Source organism: Amycolatopsis sp. NPDC004079, from assembly GCF_040610415.1.
In the GTDB taxonomy this organism is placed as follows: Bacteria; Actinomycetota; Actinomycetes; order Mycobacteriales; family Pseudonocardiaceae; genus Amycolatopsis; species Amycolatopsis halotolerans.
Window position 1 is genome coordinate 185497 of sequence record NZ_JBEXMH010000005.1, and the last position, 19364, is coordinate 204860.

Consider the following 19364-nt stretch of genomic DNA (forward strand, 5'->3'; position numbering starts at 1 on the left):
TGCAAGAAGGCGTCCGCCTGGCCTAGAAGAAGCAAAACCGTGGACCGGTCAACGGAAGCCGCTCGGCCTTGAGCAGGCCGCAACTGCGGGCGACTGAAGGAAGACACCCGCACCGCATCGACAGGACCGGCCGGATGAAGGCGGTCTCGCGCGTACCGCGTCGAACCGGCCGGAGCTGTGGGTTCCCTTAAGGAAGTCCCCGGCTGCTGGCCATGCGCCCCGGGGGTCCCGAAGATCGGGGCATGGCAGTCATTTCCGAGCGCGCGGCGGTGCGTCGGCTGCACGATCGGCTGGGGTTCGGGCCCCGGCCGGGCGATCTCGACGCCGGGTTGGCCGCGACCATGGCGCGGCTGCTGGCCGCCGGGCCGGACGCGGGTGCGGAGGCGACCCCGCTTCCGGACGTCGGGGCGCCGCCCCCGCGGCCCGCGAAAGCGGACAAGGCGGCGAAACAGCAAGCCGCGCAGCAACTTCAGGGGCAAGTCACGCGTGCGGCGCTGTGGTGGCTGGACCGGATCGCGGCGGCCGACCTTCCGGCGGTCGAACGGCTGACCTGGTTCTGGCACGGGCATTTCGCGACCAGCGAGCAAAAGGTGCGCAGCCCGCGCCTGATGCTCGCGCAGAACCAGACCCTGCGGACGCTCGGCATGGGCAGCTTCACCCAGCTCGCCCACGCGATGATCGTCGACCCGGCCATGCTGCTGTGGCTCGACGGCAACAGCAACAAAGCCGGCAAGCCGAACGAGAACCTCGCGCGCGAGTTCATGGAGCTGTTCGCCCTCGGCGTCGGCAACTACACCGAGACTGATGTCCGCGAAGCCGCGCGTGCCCTCACCGGCTGGACCGCGACCCGCGAGAACCCGGCCGCTCATCTGGCCGCGCGCCGCCACGACTCGACGCCGAAGACCGTTCTCGGCCAGACCGCGAACTTCGACGCCGGCTCGTTCGTCGACCTCGTGCTGTCCCGGCCGTCCTCGGCGCCGTTCGTGGTCGGGCGGCTCTGGTTCCGGCTCGTCTCCGCGACGCCGCCGACGGCGGACACGCTGGCCCGGCTGGTGGCGGCATACGGACCGGGCCGCGACATCCGGTCTCTGCTGACCGCGCTGGTCAAGGAGGACGCGTTCCACGACTCGGCGACGTCTCTGGTCAAACAGCCGGTGGAATGGCTCGGCGGCCTGCTGCGCGCGCTCCGGGTGCGTCCGTCCGCGCTCGACGCCAAGTCCGGCGCCCAGCTGCTGACCGGGCTGCGGGGGATGGGGCAAGTGCCCTTCGAGCCGCCGAGCGTGGGCGGCTGGGCGGCCGGCGGTGCGTGGCTGACGACGTCGGCCGGCCTCGCCCGGCTGCATCTGGCGCAGCTCGTCGCGCAGCACGCCGACCTCGCCGCGGTGGCGAAAGCGCGGGACAAGCCGGCGGCGATCGGGGACCTGCTGGGGGTCGACGGGTGGTCCGACCGGACCCGCGCCTGTCTCAGCGGAGTCGCGAACGATCCCCGGCAGCTGGCGGCGATCGCCGCGTGTGCGCCCGAGTACGTGGTGAGCGGGTAGGAGACCATGAACAAACTGACTCGTCGGCGGTTCCTGTTCGCGAGCGGCGTGACGGCCGCCGGGGCGCTCGCGGCCGGTGCCACCCAGGTCGACTGGACGCACCTGATGTCCGCGGCCCAGCAGACCCCGCTCGACCCGAAGGACGGCGTCCTGGTCGTCGTGACGTTGTACGGCGGCAACGACGGCCTCAACACCGTCGTGCCCGCCGGCGACCGCGCCTACCAGAACGCCCGGCCGGAGCTGGCGTACCAGCCCGAGGACGTCCTCGACCTCGGCGACGGACTGGGCCTGAACCCGGGCTTGAAGGGCCTGAAAGGCTTGTGGGACACCAAGGAGCTGGCGATCGTGCGCGGCGTCGGCTACCCGAAGCCGGACCACAGCCACTTCCGTTCGATGGCGATCTGGCAGACCGCCTCGCCGGACACGCCGGTGCCGACCGGCTGGCTCGGCCGGTGGCTCGACGGGTCCGGCGACGACCCGCTGCGCGCGCTGTCGGTCGAGCCGGTGCTGCCGCCGATGCTGGCCGGGGCGCAGACCGCCGCGGCGTCCATGCCGGTCGGTGGTTTGACGGTGCCGAAAGGCGCGCTGGGCAAGGCTTTTCAAGCACTCGGCGGTGCGCAGAACGGCGAGGGCTACTGGCAGGCGAAGGCGGCGCGTTCGATCGCCGACCTCTACCGCGCCGAGCAGGTCCTGGGCTCGGCGGCACACCCGGCCAAGGGCGCGCACAAGGCCGCCGGCGGCCGCAAAGACGGCGCGCTGGCCGCGCAGCTCGACGTCGTCGCCGGGCTGATCGAGGCCGGGGTGCCGACGCGCGCGTACTCGGTGTCGCTGGGCGGTTTCGACACGCACGCCGACGAGCGCGGCACCCAGCAACGGCTGCTCACCGAACTGGACGGCTCGCTGACGCCGTTCGTACAGCGGCTCGGCCGCACCGACCGCGGCAAGCAGGCCGTCGTGCTCGTGTACTCGGAGTTCGGCCGCCGGGTCGTCGCCAACGCCAGCGAAGGCACCGACCACGGTACCGCCGGTCCGGTTTTCGTCCTCGGCAACGGAGTGCGCGGCGGCTTCCACGGCGACGAGCCGAGCCTGACCGACCTCGCCGACGGGGACCTGAAGGAAACCACCGATTTCCGCGACGTCTACGCGACCGTGCTGGAGCAGGTGCTCGGCACCGATCCGGGCCGGGTGCTGCCCGGCCACTCCGGCCGGCTGGAGGGCCTACTCGCCTAGCACCGGCTCCAATCCGGACAGGACGAACCGCGCGCCGCCGCCCGGAGCTTCGACGCACCGGAGGTCACCGCCGTGGGCTCGCGCGAAGCCGCGCGCGATGGCCAGGCCGAGGCCGGATCCGCCGGAGTCGCGGTCGCGGGCGTCGTCGAGCCGGACGAGCCGGTCGAAGATCCGCTCCCGATCCGGTTCGGGGACGCCGGGCCCGGTGTCGGTCACCGTGCAGCCGTCCGCGGTGACGGTCAGCGTGAGGCTGCCTCGCCCGTGCATCGCGCGCACCGCGTTGTCGGCGACGTTGGCCAGGATCTGGGTGAGCCGGTCGGCGTCGCCGCGGACGACGGTGTCCGCCCCGGTCGCTTCGACGAGGGTTTCCGGGGCCAGCAATGCGATCCGGTCAGCTTGCGCGCGGGCGAGCGCGAGCAGCGAGACCGGCTCGCGGGCGATCTCGGCGCCGGCGTCCAGCCGGGCCAGATCCAGCAGATCGCTCACCAGCTTTCCGGCCCGGCGCGCTTCGCGGGCCAGCAGCAGCTGCAGCCGCGCGGCGTGCTCCGGGTCGCCGGACGCCTGCACCAGCGCCTCCGCCGCGGCCTGGACCCCGGCGATCGGCGTCCGCAGCTCGTGCGCGGCGTCGGCGACGAACTGGCGGGTCCGTTCTTCGGACGCCCGGGCGGTCTGCTCCGCGCCCTCCAACGCGTCGAGCGCCGAATCGAAGGCCGCCGCCGCGCGGCCGAGCTCGGTGTTCGTCCGGGTCGGCGTCAACCGGCCGCCCCGCCCGCCGGACACGATCGAGCGGGCGAGCCGGGTCATCGCGTCCATCGGCGTCAGCGCCAGCCGGACGCCGACGAGCAGCAGGAGCGCGGTCGCGACGATCGCGGCGAGCCCGGTGATCAGCAGCAGCTTTCCGAGCCGTGCTTCGGCGCCGGCGACGATCGAATCGTCCGCGATCAGCGTCAGCTTCGCGCCGTCGATCCGCGCCGGACCGGTCAACGTCGCCTTGACCTGCTTCAGCCGCGATCCGGCAGGCGGCGCCGGTTCCCCGACGACCGTGCCGTCCGGCAACGCCAGCCGCCCGTGCACGCCGGTCGTTTCGACCCGGCGCAACAGGCTGCGCGGGCTCACGTTCTGCCGGGCGAGCTGCTGTGCGAGCTGGGCCCGTCCGGCCAGCACCCGGTTCACGTCCTGTTCGGCCTGGGCGCGGAACACCGCGAACACGACGAACCCGACCAGCGCCAGGACCGCGACCAGCACGAGCAGCGAGGAAACCGTGACCCGGCGGTACAGCGAGCCCGTCTTCATCCGGCTCACGGACGGTCACCGCGCAGCACGTAGCCTTGCCCGCGCACCGTGTGCAGCAGCCGCGGCCCGTGCGCTTCGAGTTTCCGGCGCAGCGTGCTGACGTTCACCTCGACGAGATTCGCGCTGTACTCGTCGTAACCCCACACCGCGCTCAGGATCTGCGCCTTCCCGACCACGCGGTCGCGATGCACGGCCAGATACGCCAGCAGCTTCCACTCGGTGACCGTCAGTTCGACCTGCTCGCCGCGGCACAGCGCGAGCCCGGCGTCCAAGTCCACGACCAGATCGCCGACCTCGACCGCCGGCTGCGTCCGCCCCGTCCGGCGCAGCACCGCGGTGACTCGCGCGACCAGTTCGGCCAGCACGAACGGCTTCACCAGATAGTCGTCCGCGCCTTCGCCGAACCCGCGCAGCCGGTCCTCGACGCCGTCCCGCGCGGTGAGCATGACGACCCCCGCCGCGCGGTGCCGCCGGACAACCCGCAGCAGCGCGAACCCGTCGCGTCCGGGCAACAGCACGTCGAGCACGACCAGATCGGGCCGGAAACGGGCAAGTTCCGCTTCGAGTTGTTCGCCGTCGGGCAACGTCCGCACCGCGAACCCCGCCGCCCGCAACGCGACTTCCACCGAAAGCCGGATCGCTTCGGCGTCCTCGACGACGAGGATGCGCGGTTCGCCCTGGACCATGGCCGGAGTCTAGGCGTCCCGGCGCCGCGAAGCGGACCGCTGACGGCCGCGCGGCAATCCGGCGCGCTGTACGAGATCAGAGCGCTGGCAGCGGGTCCCTCCGGCTCGGACTACTTCGAGCCGGAAAACCTGGCGCGCGGCCTCACCTGCCGGGTGGTGTCCGCGACCTTGCCGTGCCGCGAAAAATTTTGCGGGACAACAAGATTCCGCTGCGGAGGACGGCGTCAGCGAAGATCTTCGCGTCGGCCGCGACCGCTCTGGGCACCGCTATGGTGTTCGGTCAAGCAATGCCCGAGTGACACGTCTTGGAGTGCCGAGGATGGAAATCGTCGAGAAGGAGCTTCTGGAAAACGGCTATCCCGATTTGCGCGATGTCGTCCCGCTGATTCCGGACAACGACTGGTGCTGGTGGGTGCTGGAGGTCGAAGCGCTGGGGCTGGCTGACGCGGTGGTCGAAGAACTTTTCGGCGGCTATGCGGCATCCCGGCCCGGGATCGCCTGGCCGGGCGTGGTTCGGCTGGCGGAGGGGATAGGCCAGTCCGTCGACGTGCTGGTGGTGGCCACTCGTTCGGAGGCGGACTACGTCCGGGAAGAGCTGGATCGGGACGACTTCTCGCGCTGCCTGGTGCTGTTCCGGATCTTCGATTCGGGCGAAGCGGCTCTGGGCGTCAGCGCGGACGTGCCCCAGGGGAGAGAGATCATCGAAGGTTTCCTGGCGCTCTGGGACCGGGGCTGACGGTCTTCGCGCTCGCGTCCCGGGGTCCGGGACGACCGCTCCCGGTTTGCTGCCGGTTCCCGGGCGGTTTTCTGGCTGGTCTGGGACGCGTCGCGGTCCCATGGTGGTCGGTGGCACTCCGGCAGCCGGTTCCCGCCAGTCCCGCGCAGTCCACCGTGAACCGCGCGGTCCGGGCTTGATCTCTCGGAAGGGATTCTCGCGATGACCCTTGTTGCGCGTGGCAGCCGTTCGCGCTGCTTGGCCGGGGACCACGGAGCCGCGCTGCGTGCGTTGCGCGCGGCGGCCGAGAACTACGCCGCACGGGGCTGGCCGGTGCTGCCGGGGCCGGTGTGCGACGGGCTGACCAGCTGGGATCCGGTCACTCTCGAGCTGCTCGGCGGCCGGGAGACCGCGGTGTCGCGGTCCGGCGCGACCGTCGACCGCCGCGTTATTTCGGAGTGGTGGTCTGCGCATCGGCAGGCGATTCTCGCGCCGGTCGGGCGGCATTTCGAGGTCCTGCGCACTACGGCCCACCTCGGCTGGCGGACGCTCGCCGCCTTCGAGGGCGGCTTGCCGCTCGGTCCGGTGGCGTTGTCGCCGCACGGGGCGTACTTCTTCGTCGAGTCCGGCATCCGCGCGGACCGCGAACCGGCCCCCGGGGTTGAGGTCCTCGCGCCGGGAGACCTGGTTGTCCTTCCGCCGAGCAGGGTTGTCTCAGGGGTCGTGTGGTGGCGCATTTCCCCGGCGGATCGGGACACGTTAGGCGACGGCGCCGCGATTCTGGGCAAGCTGGCCGAACTTTCCCGCGAATCCGGGTGCGAACTGCGACAGCCCGGGCCGGAGGGGACACGCACCAGCCCCTCCGGCCCGGGCCGCGCCGGTCAGACCCCGGAGGTCTGCTGAATCCAGTCCCGGCCCGCGGCCACGCTGCCGTAGGTCGTCACGCTGGAACGGTCGCTCGTCGAGCACACGCCGACCTGCACGCCGTCGTCCACCATCGGGCCGCCCGAATCCCCGCCTGCCACCGCGCCGTTCGGCGTGCTCGCCGTGATCGCGGGGCCGCCGGAGTTGTCGCTGTCCTGGGTGTTCGAGATGGTGACCACGGCCTGCTTCAGCACGCTCGACTGGTGGTGGCCCTCGTCGGAGCTCTGCGTGGCGCCCCAGCCGTACACGGTGGCGCGGTCGCCCTCCTGCGCGTCGCTGGAGCTGCCGGCGAGGCGGGCGAACGTGCTGCCGCCGTCGGTGTTCAGTTTGATCAGCGCCAGGTCGCCGCCGGAGTAGACGTAGGTGGAGGAGGCCTTGGCGTGCACGCCGCCGCTGGCGCTGTTGGAACCGATGTAGAGGTCGATGTCCGTGAGGCGCTGGCCGTTGTTGTCGTACATGCAGTGCTTCGCGGTGAGCACCCAGCGGCTGCCGATCAGCGTGCTGGTGCAGAAGAACGTGTACCCGTTGGCATGGCCGTTGAACCGGGTGATGTAGCCGGGGTTCTGCGCGGTGCTGCCGCCGATGATCGACGGCTGGGCCTCGGGCGTGGCGGGGCTCGCGGACGCGGGGGTCACGGCGGCCGCGCCGAGCACCGCGCAGGAACCGGTCAGCACGGCGAGGGCCCGGGTGAGTGCGCGCATGTCGCTCCTTGGGGAAGGCGTTTTCGATGGGGACGCTTTCGAACGTAAGCAGCGCGGCGGGACAGCGGAATCCGCCGAAACGCCCGTGACGGGCAAGCGGCGGCGACGCGACTTTCGACGGGTTGCCAACCGGTGAATCAATGCCGACAATCCGTCTCAGTCCGTTTTTTCCAGGAGGGGCGAAATGCGGTTGTTCGCCCCGGCTCCGATGCGGGAACGGCTGGCCCAGGCACTGGCCGAAGGCCCGTTCGAACGCGCCCTCTCGCTGGCGATCGAGCGCAGCGGCCTCGGCTTGGCCCGGCTGCGCGAACGGCTCGCGGCGTCCGGCGTGCCCGTCAGCACGACCACGCTCAGCTCGTGGCGTACTGGCCGCAGCCGTCCGGAGCGGCCGGAATCGTTGCGGGCACTGGCTTTGCTGGAACCCGTGCTGGACGTGCCGCCGGGTTCGCTGCGCGCCCTGCTGGACCGGCCGCGCACCGGCGGCCCGGCCCCGCGCGCGGCGCGATGGGACCGGTTGTGGGAGAACCGCAGTCTCCTCCCGATGGTGCTGAATTCGTTCGAGGATTCTTCGCCGGAATCGGTGAGCGTGCACGAGACACTGCACGTCGACGCCCAAGGCCGGATGCGCAGTCTCCACGTGCGAGAAGTGCTGCGGGCGCTGGACGAACCGGCGTTCGTGCGCATTGTCGCGTTGCGGGGATTCACGCCCGGACGGTCGCCGGAGCTGGTGTCGGCGCGGTATTGCCGTCCGGGAATCGTGCAGGCGACGCCGGAACAGGCGTTCTCGGTGACGGAATTGGTGCTGGACCACCCGCTGGCGCCGGGCGAGACGGCGATCGTGGAGTACCGGTTCGCCTTCCGGGACGAGGAGCCGGACTCGCGCTACGACCGGCGGTTCCGGCTGCCGATCGCGGAACACCTGCTGGAAGTGCATTTCGATCCGGCGGCGCTGCCCGTGGAATGCGTGTCGTACCGCCAGGATTCGCCGGTGGGGCCGGAGCTGGAGACCGCGGAGGTGCGGGTGCGCTCCGGCGTGCCGGCGCATGCGATCCGGACCGGGCAGGGGCCCGGGATTCACGGCATGCGGTGGCGGTGGTGATCCGGTGACCGTCCGCGATCCACTGCAGACAGGTCCTTTGTGGACGGAAGACGGCTGCCGTCTTGGGCGGAGCGCTTCGCGTGCGGACGGCTATTGAGGGTTTTCCTGGCGAGCAGCTAGTTTTGGCGGGGATCGCCCGGTGGACGCGGCCGGATCGGTGGGCAAGCGTCATCGCCGTTGTTTCCGCGCTCGTGCTCGGCGTGCGGATCCTTCCGGGCAGCTATTTCCCCTTGCCTACCGCGCCTCGAGAAACGCCCTCCCCAACGGCGTAAGCGAATGCTGCACCCCCGCCCCCTCCCGAGTCGTCGTAATCAACCCAGCCGTCCGCAACGTCTTCGTGTGCTGGCTCACCGACGCAGGCGACACCCCCAACCGCGCAGCCAACGCCGTAGTAGAAGCCTCCGCCGCCAACTCGCACAGCAACCGGGCCCGCGTACGACCCACCAGCCCCGCCAGTTGATCCTCCCGAGTACCTACCGGTTCATGCGGCACCAGCCCCACCGCCGGGCACACCAGCATCGGCCGCTGGGCGGTATCGATGAACGTCACCGGCTCGCCCCAGCAGAAATGGGCAGGCACCAAAACCAACCCCCGGCCGTCCAAGGACACCGTGCGGTCACGCGGATAGTCCGCCTCCAGCACCGGATTGCGCCACCGGATCGACGGATGCAGGTTTCCCAGCAGCGCCTCGACCCCACCGCTGAGCAACTGCTGCGCATACCGAGCCCGGTCGGTCTCGACCCGCCGGTCCAGTATCGGCCGCGCAGGCCCGAGGACCAGGTCGCTGTACTCGCGCAGTGCATGCACGACGTCGCGCGTGCTGCCGTCGGCATAGACCGTGCGGGCCCAGCGCGGCACGCGGCGGTGCCGGGCGAAAGTGCGGACGATGTCCTCGCGCAGGGCTGCTTTCGGCTGGGCCAGGATGGTTTCGAAGTGGGCTCCGACGTCCGTTTCGTCCAGCGCGGGCGTCAGGAAGTCCGGGAAGTTCCCGGCCGGGACCAGTTCCGCGGCGGCCTTCAGACAGCGCCAGCGAGCAGGGGCGCGCCGGGCGCCAGTCAGGACTGTCGCTCGCCAGCCGCGGTACTCCAGGGGCAGGTGAGGGTCCTGGAGACTGTTGATGCTCAGAATCAGCTCCCACGTCGGGTGCGCGCCGCTGGCCACTCGCACCCGGCACAGGTCTTCGGCTGTGAAAATCATGCGCAGCATCGAAACCACCCCTGGTCCGCGCCTCCCCAGCGCGGCTCTGCGTCCAGGATGCGGCCCGGGACCGCGGTCTGGGAAGCGTCCTCCGCCGACCGGCGCGGATCCGTCGGCGGGCGGGGCCGCGGATTCGGCGGGGCTGAACGACGGCGGCTTCCCAGACCGCGAGCGGATCAAGCCTTGCTGCGGATCGCGTCGATCAGGCTGGACCAGCTGTCCCGGCCGTGCCCAGCCGCGATGGCGCGGTCGTAGTGCTCCTTGACCGCTGCGGGCAGGGCCGTGTCGATGCCCGCGTCCCGGCTGGCGGCGAGGATGTGGTCGGCTGTCGCGCCCATCATCTTGGCGTTCGCCTGGTCGCCGGGGTGGGTGCCGCTGTCGACGTTCTTCGCGGTCTCGTCCAGCATCGACTGCGCGAGCGCCAGCAGTTCCGTCGCGTACGGCACCAGCGTCGCGGCGGACACCCCGGCCGTGCCGACGAGCGCGGCGGAGTGCAGGAACGCCGAGAGCGTGGTGAGGAACAGGTCCAGCAGCGACTGGTAGTACAGCTGCGCCAGGCCCGGGTCCGCACCCCGGTAATCCGGCCGTCCGATGACGCGCAGGGCAGGCTCGATCCGGTCGAACACCGGCTGCGCGCCGCTGTAGAACACGAACGAACCCTCAGTGCCGACGACCGGCGCGGGCACCATGATCCCGCCGGCGATCATCTCCGCACCGCGCGCGGCCAGCCATTCCGCGGCCACTCGCGTCCGCTCCGGCGTGTCCGAGCTCAGGTTCACCACGATCTTGCCCCGCAGCGCGTCCTCGGTCGGCGCGAGAATGTCGTACATCGCCTGATAATCGGTGAGGCTGAGAAGCACCAGTTCGTTCGCGGCCAGCGCGTCCACGACCGTTTCCGCGCGCTTCGCGCCCGCGGCCACCAGCTCGTCGGCGCGGCTCGCGGTGCGGTTCCACACCGTCACCTCGTGGCCGGCGGCCAGGTAGGACCGCACCATGGCCTGGCCCATCGGGCCGAGACCGATCAACGTCACATTCACGGGTTTCTCCTTATTTCTTCAGCAGTTCGATGACGCTCGTGAGGTTCTCCGCGCCGTGGCCGTCCGCGGCCCGGCGCAGGAGCAGCTGGTGCAGCGGCGCGAGCAGTTCGGAGCTGACGCCCTGGTCAGCGGCGGCAGCGGGCAGGTTGTCGAACGCGGCGGCCTGCATCCCCAGGTTCGACACGACGCCCTGGGTGTAGTCGCCGCTGTCGATCTCCTTGGCGGCGTGCTCGGCGAAGGCGCCCATGGCGGTCAGCCATCCGCTCAGCAGCGGCGCGAACTCGACCGCCGAGAGGCCTTCGCTGCGGATCAGCGCGTAGGCCTGCAAGATGCCGGTGAACTGGCCATACATCCCCGACAGCAGCGCGAGGTCGTGCAACGCCGCCAGCCCCGGGTCCTCGCCGACGTAGTTGCTGCCGCCGAACGCGTCGAACGCCGCGCGGTGCGTGTCGAAGAGGTCCTTGGGCCCGCTGTAGAACACGAACGCGCCCGGCTGGCCGATCATCGGCGGCACCGCCATGATGCCGCCGTCGAGGAACTTCCCGCCCTGCTCCGAGACCCATTCGGCCAGCTCGCGCGCCTGCCGAGGGGTGCCGTTGGTCAGGTTCACCACCGTCTTGCCCGCCAGCGAAGCCGTGCCGAGCACCTCGCGCACCGACGCGTCGTCCAGCAGGCAGGCGATCACCAGCTCGCTCGCCGCGACCGCTTCGGCGGCCGACTCCGCCGCCACCGCACCCCGTGCCACCAGCGGCTTCGTCTTGTCCGCCGAGCGGTTCCAGACCGTCACCGGCCGTCCCGTCCCCAGCAGCGCGCCGGCCAGCGCACTGCCCATCGCGCCGAGCCCCAGCACGGTCGCCGAGGTCGTGTTCCCGGACATGTCGTCCCTCCAGTTCGTCGATCTGCCGACCACGGTGCCGAGGCGTACGCACGGTTCGCTGGGGGTCCGCGCACGGGTGCGGTTACGGTGGATCTGTGCGATTCGGCATCCTGGGGCCCTTGGCCGTGAGCAGCGACGACGGCGAGCCGGTCCGGGTGCCCGAGGCCAAGGTCCGGACCCTGCTCGCGGTCCTTCTCGTGCACGAGGGCCGTCCGGTGTCGGCGGACCGGCTGGCGGACGACCTGTGGGGCGACCAGCTGCCCGGCAACCCGGTCAACACGCTGCAGACGAAGGTCTCGCAGCTGCGGCGCGCGCTCGAAGCCGCCGAACCGGGGCAGGGCCGTGCGCTCGTGCATCAGGCCCCCGGTTACGTCCTGCGGGTCGAGCCGGAGGCGGTCGACGTCGGACGGTTCCGTGCGCTGACCGCTGCCGCGGACACTGCGGAGGACTCGCGGTCGAAGGTCGCGCTGCTCACCGAAGCGCTGTCGTTGTGGCGGGGCCCGACGCTCGCCGAGTTCGCCGACGAACCTTTCGCGCAGCCGGTGATCCAGCGGCTCGAAGAGGATCGCCTTGTCGCGCAAGAAAACCTCGCCGACGCCCGGCTCGCTCTGGGCGAACATGCCGCGCTCACCGCGGAACTCGCCGACCTCGTCCGCCAGCATCCGTTGCGGGAACGCCTGCGCGCTCTCCAGCTGCGCGCGCTGTATGCGGCGGGGCGGCAGAGCGAAGCGCTGGCCTCCTACGACGAGCTGCGCCGCCGTCTCGCCGATGAGCTAGGCCTGGACCCCGGTCCGGAACTCACCGCGCTGCACCGGTCGATCCTGGCGCAGGACCCGGCGCTGACGGCCGTCGTCCCGCAGCTTCCGGTACCGCTCACCGAACTGGTCGGCCGGACCGCCGCGGTGCGGGCCGTCAGCACGCTCGTCAGCGAATCTCGCCTGGTCACGCTCACCGGACCCGGCGGTGTCGGCAAAACCCGGCTCGCGCTGGAGACCGCGCACCGGCTCGGCGGCGACTTCGCCGCGGGCGCGTGGCTCGTGGAACTCACCGGCATGGACCGGCACGAATGCGCGCTGAGCCAGTGCCCGCCGATCGAGTGGGTCGTCGAGGCGATCGCCGCGACGCTGGGAATCCGGGACGCGGCAGTTCCCTCCCCGGCGGATCCGGTGCAACGGCTGGCCGAGTCGTTGCGGGGCAAGGAAACCCTCGTTGTCCTGGACAACTGCGAGCAGCTGATCGAGCCGGTCGCCGCGCTGACCGCACGACTGCTGGCGGCCGCGCCCGGCCTGCGGATCCTCGCCACCAGCCGGGAGCCGCTCGGGATTACCGGGGAAACACAGTTCCCCGTGCCGCCGCTCGACCACGACAGCGCCGCGCGGCTTTTCACCGCACGGGTCGCCGACACCGGGTGCACTGTGGACAGTGCCGATGCTGCCGCGGTCGCGGAGATTTGCCGGAAACTGGACGGATTGCCGCTGGCACTCGAACTCGCCGCGACCCGCGTGCGCGCGCTGGGCGTCCCGGAGTTGCTGCGCCGTCTGGACGATCGTTTCCGCCTGCTGGACACCACCCGTCGCGGCGTACCTGCGCGGCAGCAGACTTTGCGCGCGATGATCGACTGGAGCTGGGAACTCCTGAGCGAGCCCGAACGCCTTGTGCTGCAACGGTTGTCAGTGCACACCGAGGATTGTGCGTTAGACGCGGCCGAGGCGGTCTGTGCTGGCGACGGCGTTGAAGAAGGCGAGGTGCTGGGTCTGCTGGCGAAGCTCGTCGACCGCTCGCTGGTCGTGCCCGCGAACAACGCGCGGTACCGGCTGCTCGAATCGGTGGCGGTTTACGGCTTGGAGCGGTTGCGCGAGGCCGGTGCGGTCGAAAAGACACGGCGTCGGCACGCGGAGTACTACGTCCAGCTCGCCGGTGTCGCGGACGTCGGTCTCCGCGGCCGAGACCAACGTCGCTGGCTGCAACGACTCGACGCGGACTTGCCGAATCTCCGTGCCGCAGCGGAAAACCTGGCGGGTTGGGGGAGCGCCGACGACGCGTTGCGGCTGGCGAACCGGCTGTCCTGGTACCGATTCCTGCGCGGCCGGATGGCCGAGGCGATGCGCTCCCTGCGCGCCGCGCTCGGCTTGCCCGGCGGCGATCCCGAACTGCGCGCGGAAGCTCAGGCGACGCTCACCGCGCTCGGCATCCTCGCTGGCGACCGGCCGGACTGGCGTCCTGTCGCCGAACAGCCGATGAGCGCCCGTGCCAAGTGGTTCATCGGTTACGCACTGTCCACAGTGGCCGATCTGCCCGGTGCCGAACCGCTGACCCTGGACGCCCTCGCCGCCTTCGAAGCCTCCGATGACCGATGGGGGATCGCCGCCGCTAGCGGCGACCGCGCGAGCCAGGTGTTGTCGAGAGGCGATGTCGCGGCAGCATGGCGTTACGCCGATCGTTGCGCGGATTTGTTCGCCGAGATCGGCGACAAATGGGGTCAGCTGCAGGCGATTTTCGCGCAGGGCGCACTCAGTTCCCTCGCCGGGAATTACACGCGCGCCGAGGAGATCCACATCGAAGGATTACGGATCGCCGAGGAACTGGGCTTGTGGCCGGAAGCGTCGTACCAGCTGTCGTGGCTGGGCCGGGTAGCGTTGCTGCGCAAGGACTACGCCGCCGCCCGCGAACTGCATGACCGGGCTCGCGAGGTCGCCGCGGAGCACGGCTTCACGCCGGGGGAAATGTATGCGCTGACCGGGCTGGCCCTCGGTGCCCGCCGCGAGGGCGATCTCGATCTCGCTGAGCGGCATTTGCGAACGCTGCTCGAGTGGAACAAGCAGGTCGATTTCGAACCGGGGAACACCTTGATTCTCGCGGAACTCGGTTTCGTCGCTGAATTGCGCGGAGACCCGGACAGTGCGTTGCGAAGGCAGCGGGAAGGTTACGAGATCGCCCACCGTGCTGGGGACCCGCGAGCGATCGCGCTGGCGTTGGAAGGGTTGGCGGGCGCACATGCGTTGGCCGGTGCGGCCCGCGACGCCGCACGGTTGCTGGGCGCGGCCGCAGCTTCCCGCGCCGGGGTCGGCGCTCCGCTGCCCGCTGCGGAGCGGGACGACGTGGACCGGATCACCGCCCGCGCGAGCGGCGTCCTCGGTGCGGAGGAATTCGCCGCCGAGTTCCGCGCGGGCGGCGAGCTGGGAGAACCGCTTACGGTCCGTGAAGGACTCCCTGAGGGAATCTAACTCCCGGAAGGAGCCCTTCACGGACCTTCGCTCGAGCTGGGCGGCTCAGAAGACCGGCCGCCGATTCCCGTGCCCGGTGGCCTGCTCGAAAGCGTGCGCGGCGCGCAACAGTCCTAGCTCACCCCGCATCGGCGCGATGATCTGCAGTCCCACCGGCCGTCCGTCGTCGGTGAACCCCGCGGGCACCGACAGCGCCGGGCAGCCGGTCGCCGAGATCGAATACGCCGAGCGCATCCACTCCAGGTAGTCGTGCATCGGTTGCCCGGCAACGGTTTCCGGATACTCCCACTCCACCGGGAACGACGGCACCTGGCTCACCGGCGCGAGCAGCAGGTCGTACTGGGCGAAGAACTCCCGCATCCCGCTGATGAGCTGCAGTTGCCGCGTCTGCGCGTTCGCGATGTCCGCGCCGGATAGCGTTGCGCCGAAAGCGATGTTGTCCTTGAGGGTCTGCTTCATCTTGTCGGGATGTTCTTCGAGCAGGCCGCTGAACCCGGCGTGGAAAAGCCATGCGCGCAGGGTGCGGAACACCTCGTCGGTGGCGGCGAGGTCCGGGCAGGCCGGTTCGACGCGACAGTCGAGATCGGCGAACACCTTCACCGCCGGTTCGAGCACGGCGCTGACCGCCGGGTCGACCGGCAGGCCGCCCAGATCCGGCGACCACGCCACCCGCAGACCCGCGAGGTCGGCGTCGAGTGATCCGGCGAACGGCGCGGCGGGCTGGTCGAGCGAGATCGGGTTGCGCTCGTCGTGCCCGGCGATCACGGACAGCAGCAGCGCGACGTCCGCGACTGTCCGCCCCATCGGCCCCTGCACGCCCAGCGCCTCCCACGGCAGCGTCGCTGGCCAGGTCGGCACGCGTCCCGGTGACGGACGCAGGCCGACGACGTTGCAGAACGACGCCGGATTGCGCAGCGAACCGCCCATGTCGCTGCCCTCGGCGAGCGGCTGCAGGCCCGCGGCCAGCGCCGCCGCCGCGCCGCCACTGCTGCCGCCAGCGGACAGATCCCGCCGATACGGGTTGCGCGTGGCCCCGAAGACCGGGTTCAGCGTGTGCGAACCGGCCCCGAACTCCGGCGCGTTCGTCTTGCCGAGCGTGATCGCGCCGGCGTTGCGGATCCGCTCGACGACGAGCGTGTCGCTGTCCGGCACGTGGTCGGCGAAAATGGGGGAGCCGTAGGTGGTGCGGACCCCGGCGACGTCGTGCGTGTCCTTGTGCGCCACCGGAATCCCGTGCAGCGGACCGACCTCCTCGCCGTGCGCGAGACGTTCGTCGGCGGCCGCGGCCTCGGACAGCGCGCGCTCGGCGGTGAGCGTGACGATGGCGTTGATCTGGGGGTTGACCTGCTCGATCCGGTCGAGATGCGCCTGCAGGACCTCGCGGGCGGACACCTCGCGGGTGCGCAGCCGCCGGGCCAGTTCGCGGGCGGGCAGGTAACAGATCTCCTCGGCGCTCACTGGCTTCCCTTCCTGACCCCGGTGTCCGTTCGCGACGTCAGCTTCGCGCGTGCTGCCGGGGTCGGACAAGAGCTACTCGACAAATGACGGAATCAGCCAGAGTATTGGCTGATGACCGCACGGCTGGACCCCCTCGACCGCCGGATCGCCGGTGCGCTGCAAGTCGACGGCCGCGCGTCCTGGCGGCGGATCGCCGAGGTGCTGGACTCGCCGGAGCGCACGGTGGCCCGCCGCGGGACGCACCTGCTGCGCACCGGCGTCGTGACGGTTGTCGCCGTTTCGCCGCACGGTGTGCCGCTGCTGGTCCGCGGCCGTTGCCGGGCCGGGCTCGGCCGTCCGGCGGGCACCGCGCTCGCGGGACGGCCGGAGACGAGTTTCTGCTACCTCATCACCGGACAGGGCGAACTGGTCGCCGAGGTGTTCTGCGACCGCAATCGGCTGCCGACCTTCATGTTCGACGAGATGGCGGCAATCCCCGGCCTGCTCGATCTGACGGCCGATACCGTCACCCGCTACTACCGCACCATCCACGAATGGCAGCCCGGCCTGCTCAGCCCTTCCGAGACGTCGGCGATCTCCTCGCTGCCGCAGCCGACCCCGCAGCCCCGGCAGCCCGACGGCGTCGACTTCAGCAGCGACGAACGCGCCATCGTGCGCGCGCTGCGCGAGGACGGCCGGCGGACCCACGAGGAGCTCGCCCGCGCCGCCGGGATCTCGGAATCGACCGTCCGCCGCCGGCTGGAAGCGTTGCGGCGGGAGGAAAAGGTCTTCATCCGGGCGGTGGTGGAGCCGGCCGTGCTCGGGCTGCCGGTCGAGGCGCTGCTGTGGATCCGGTGCCGCCCGCACGACGTCGACGACATCGGCCGGGCGTTGCTGGGCTCGCCGTACGTGCGGTACACGGCGGCGATGACGGGCGAGTATCAGCTGCTGGCTGACGTGACCTTGCCCGACATCGCCGCGTTGCACGAGTTCGTCGGCAGCTCCGGATGGTCCCGGCAGGCGGATTCGGTGCATACCGGGGTGGTGCTGAAGGCGTTGAAGCGCAGCAGCGTCCTCGCTCCCGAGCTGCGCTCCTGACGGTTACACCCTCTCCGCCAACCCGTTCAGCACCGACGGCAACGCGCCGCGGTGCAGCACGCCGAGCCGTTGCGTCGCACGGGTAAGCGCGACATACAGCTCGGCCGCGCCGCGCGGGCCGTCCGCCAGAATCCGGTCCGGGTCCACGAGAAGCACGGCGTCGTACTCCAGCCCCTTCGTCTCCGACGCCTGCACCGCGCCCGGCACGTCCGGCGGCCCGATCACGACACTGGTCCCTTCCCGGCCTGCCTCGTCGCGGACGAATTCCTCCACCGCGGCGGGCAATTCGCCGTCGGTGACCTTCCTCGACCACGGCCGGACCCCGCACGCGCGAACCGATTCCGGCGGCTCGACCCCCGGCGCGAACTCCGCCAGCACCGCGCCCGCGACGGCCATGATTTCCGCCGGGGTGCGGTAGTTGACGGTGAGCGACCGGTAGGCCCAGCGGCCCGGGACGTACGGATCCAGCATCGTGCCCCAGTCCGTCGCCCCCGCCGCCGACCGGCGCTGCGCCAGGTCGCCGACCACGGTGAACGACCGGCTCGGACAGCGCCGCATGAGGACCCTCCAGTCCATTTCGGACAGTTCCTGGGCCTCGTCGACGACGACGTGCCGGTAGGTCCAGTCCCGGTCCGCGGCGGCGCGTTCGGCGAGGTCGCGGGTGTCGTACTCGACGAACCGCTCGGCCAGATCAGTGTCGTAGAGCAGGTGCTCCGCCGACAGGCCGATGTCCTCGTCCATCTCCTCGCGGTCGAGCCGCATGATGTCCAGCACACCGGCCGCGTACTCGGCCTCCGCCTCGCGTTCGGCCTTGTCCTCCTTCTGTTTCGCCCGGTCCGGCGCCTTGCCGAGGAGGTCGATCAGCTCGTCCAGGAGCGGGACGTCCGACACCGTCCAGGCGTCTCCCTGCTCGCGCAGCAGCGCCGGGCTGGCACCGGCCGCGTCGAGCCGTGCGGGGGAGGAATACAGCGTGGCCAGCAGGCTTTCCGGGGTGAGGATCGGCCAAAGCCGGTCGATCGCCTTGACGAACGCCTTGTCGGAGAGAAGTTCCTTGACGAGCGTGGAACGGAAGTCCTCCCATTCCTCCTTGTCGTCGCGAGTGAGCCAACCGCGCCCGATGCGAGCCATGGCGCGTTCGGTGAGCACGTACGTGACGATCTCGACGAACACCGCCCGCGCCTCGTTGTGCGGCCGTCCGCTCTGCCTTGCCTCGTCGCGAGCCCACTCGGTCGTTGCCGCGTCAATCCGGACCGTGGTGTCGCGAAGTTCGATCAGGATCGGCTCCGGCGGCAACTCCTGCCGGTCCGCGACCGCCGCGTTGAGGACGTCGAGCATCCGCAGAGACCCCTTGAACTGCGCGATTTCCGGCTCGTCCTCGACGTGCGTTCGCAGCCCCGGAAGCAGCCCGCCCGGAGTGGTGAAGACCACGTCGGACTCGCCGAGCGACGGCAGCACGCGGCCGATGTGGTTCAGGAACGACGGATTCGGCCCGAGAACGAGGACGCCGTGGCGCTCCATCCGCTCGCGCTGCGTGTAGAGCAGATACGCGACGCGGTGGAGCGCCACGACCGTTTTCCCGGTTCCTGGCCCTCCCTCGATGACCAGGACGCCAGGATGGTCGAGCCGGATGATGCGGTCCTGCTCGGCCTGGATCGTCGCGACGATGTCCCGCATCCCCTCGCCGCGGGGCGCGTTGACCGCGGCGAGCAGCGCGGCGTCGGCGTCGTTCTCCTCGTCGCTGCCGGGCCGCCCGAAGACCTCGTCGGTGAAGGACGTGACTTGGCGGCCATGCGTGTGGAACTGCCTCCGCCGCCGCATGTCCTCGGGCGTGGCGGCGGTTGCGGTGTAAAACGCGCTCGACGCCGGAGCGCGCCAGTCGAGAAGAACGGGTTTGTACTCGTCGTCCTGATCGAAAAGCCCGACCCGGCCGATGTAGGAATGGCCGCCTTCGAGCGAGTCGAGCCGCCCGAAACACAACCCGGAGTCGGCGAACGCCAACCGCCGCTTTTCGCGCGTAAGGGCGCGCACCTCGACCTCGCGCTCGCCCGGAGTCCCGTCGTTTCGCTTGAGGGCAGCGGTGTAGCGCCCATCGGCCCGCTCACGCTCGTCGTCGAGCCGCCGGTACAGCCCGGCGACGTAGTCCTGTTCGGACCGCAGTTCTTCTTCGTACCCCTGAGTTGACACGTGCCCCTCGCTGCTGTTATTCTGAACCCAGATTCGGCGCGAACTTCTGCTTTCCTGGTGAAGACGCGTCGATTTTTTATTGTCCACCTTCTGTCAAGTGACGTGGTGGTCTGGTTGCTTT

At 70.7% G+C, this 19364-nt stretch carries 15 protein-coding genes; 7 read left to right on the forward strand and 8 right to left on the reverse strand.

Annotated features, from left to right (window positions below; all coding sequences use genetic code 11):
- Nucleotides 1-242 precede the first annotated feature (242 nt).
- Both ABZX37_RS07670 and ABZX37_RS07675 read left to right on the forward strand, forming a co-directional pair.
- Nucleotides 243-1541 (forward strand): DUF1800 domain-containing protein, encoded by a 1299-nt coding sequence (locus ABZX37_RS07670; protein ID WP_354737032.1) that lies wholly within the window; start codon nucleotides 243-245, stop codon nucleotides 1539-1541.
- Between the two features lie 6 nt (nucleotides 1542-1547).
- A complete protein-coding gene (locus tag ABZX37_RS07675; RefSeq protein ID WP_354737034.1) occupies nucleotides 1548-2771 on the forward strand; it encodes a DUF1501 domain-containing protein in 1224 nt (407 codons plus the stop codon).
- Here ABZX37_RS07675 and ABZX37_RS07680 read toward each other — a convergent pair.
- Nucleotides 2760-4064, reverse strand: a complete 1305-nt coding sequence (locus tag ABZX37_RS07680) for a HAMP domain-containing sensor histidine kinase (protein WP_354737201.1) — start codon at nucleotides 4062-4064, stop codon at nucleotides 2760-2762. The genes ABZX37_RS07675 and ABZX37_RS07680 overlap by 12 nt on opposite strands.
- 5 nt (nucleotides 4065-4069) lie before the next feature.
- Nucleotides 4070-4750, reverse strand: a complete 681-nt coding sequence (locus tag ABZX37_RS07685) for a response regulator transcription factor (RefSeq protein ID WP_354737036.1) — start codon at nucleotides 4748-4750, stop codon at nucleotides 4070-4072.
- 319 nt (nucleotides 4751-5069) lie between these two features.
- Here ABZX37_RS07685 and ABZX37_RS07690 point away from each other — a divergent pair, with 319 nt between their 5' ends.
- Both ABZX37_RS07690 and ABZX37_RS07695 read left to right on the forward strand, forming a co-directional pair.
- Nucleotides 5070-5486 carry a hypothetical protein gene (locus ABZX37_RS07690; RefSeq protein WP_354737037.1) on the forward strand — a complete coding sequence of 139 codons (417 nt, stop codon included), beginning with the start codon at nucleotides 5070-5072 and terminating at the stop codon, nucleotides 5484-5486.
- A gap of 201 nt (nucleotides 5487-5687) precedes the next feature.
- Nucleotides 5688-6368, forward strand: coding sequence for a bifunctional DNA primase/polymerase (locus tag ABZX37_RS07695; RefSeq protein ID WP_354737039.1), 681 nt, complete (start codon nucleotides 5688-5690; stop codon nucleotides 6366-6368).
- Here ABZX37_RS07695 and ABZX37_RS07700 read toward each other — a convergent pair.
- Nucleotides 6347-7090 (reverse strand): trypsin-like serine protease, encoded by a 744-nt coding sequence (locus ABZX37_RS07700; RefSeq protein WP_354737041.1) that lies wholly within the window; start codon nucleotides 7088-7090, stop codon nucleotides 6347-6349. The genes ABZX37_RS07695 and ABZX37_RS07700 overlap by 22 nt on opposite strands.
- Before the next feature lie 184 nt (nucleotides 7091-7274).
- Here ABZX37_RS07700 and ABZX37_RS07705 point away from each other — a divergent pair, with 184 nt between their 5' ends.
- Complete coding sequence (locus ABZX37_RS07705; RefSeq protein WP_354737043.1) at nucleotides 7275-8189, forward strand: hypothetical protein; 915 nt, start codon at nucleotides 7275-7277, stop codon at nucleotides 8187-8189.
- A 234-nt stretch (nucleotides 8190-8423) separates the two neighbouring features.
- On the opposite strand, the gene ABZX37_RS07710 is transcribed toward ABZX37_RS07705, so the two are convergent.
- The 3 genes from ABZX37_RS07710 to ABZX37_RS07720 form a co-directional block, all read right to left on the reverse strand.
- The gene (locus ABZX37_RS07710; protein WP_354737045.1) at nucleotides 8424-9386 is read right to left on the reverse strand and encodes a helix-turn-helix domain-containing protein; all 963 of its coding nucleotides are present in this window, start codon (nucleotides 9384-9386) and stop codon (nucleotides 8424-8426) included.
- A 176-nt stretch (nucleotides 9387-9562) separates the two neighbouring features.
- Nucleotides 9563-10423: an NAD(P)-binding domain-containing protein gene (locus ABZX37_RS07715; RefSeq protein ID WP_354737047.1), complete on the reverse strand. Its 861-nt coding sequence runs from the start codon at nucleotides 10421-10423 to the stop codon at nucleotides 9563-9565.
- Nucleotides 10424-10433: 10 nt separating this feature from the next.
- Entirely contained in the window at nucleotides 10434-11300 is an 867-nt protein-coding gene (locus tag ABZX37_RS07720) for an NAD(P)-binding domain-containing protein (RefSeq protein ID WP_354737049.1), read from the reverse strand.
- 95 nt (nucleotides 11301-11395) lie between these two features.
- On the opposite strand from ABZX37_RS07720, the gene ABZX37_RS07725 reads away from it, so the two are divergent.
- Complete coding sequence (locus ABZX37_RS07725; protein WP_354737051.1) at nucleotides 11396-14524, forward strand: BTAD domain-containing putative transcriptional regulator; 3129 nt, start codon at nucleotides 11396-11398, stop codon at nucleotides 14522-14524.
- A gap of 45 nt (nucleotides 14525-14569) precedes the next feature.
- On the opposite strand, the gene ABZX37_RS07730 is transcribed toward ABZX37_RS07725, so the two are convergent.
- Nucleotides 14570-15982, reverse strand: a complete 1413-nt coding sequence (locus tag ABZX37_RS07730; protein ID WP_354737053.1) for an amidase — start codon at nucleotides 15980-15982, stop codon at nucleotides 14570-14572.
- A gap of 111 nt (nucleotides 15983-16093) precedes the next feature.
- On the opposite strand from ABZX37_RS07730, the gene ABZX37_RS07735 reads away from it, so the two are divergent.
- A complete protein-coding gene (locus ABZX37_RS07735) occupies nucleotides 16094-17059 on the forward strand; it encodes an AsnC family transcriptional regulator (protein ID WP_354737055.1) in 966 nt (321 codons plus the stop codon).
- A gap of 3 nt (nucleotides 17060-17062) precedes the next feature.
- On the opposite strand, the gene helR is transcribed toward ABZX37_RS07735, so the two are convergent.
- Complete coding sequence (helR, locus tag ABZX37_RS07740; RefSeq protein WP_354737057.1) at nucleotides 17063-19243, reverse strand: RNA polymerase recycling motor ATPase HelR; 2181 nt, start codon at nucleotides 19241-19243, stop codon at nucleotides 17063-17065.
- Nucleotides 19244-19364: the final 121 nt, after the last annotated feature.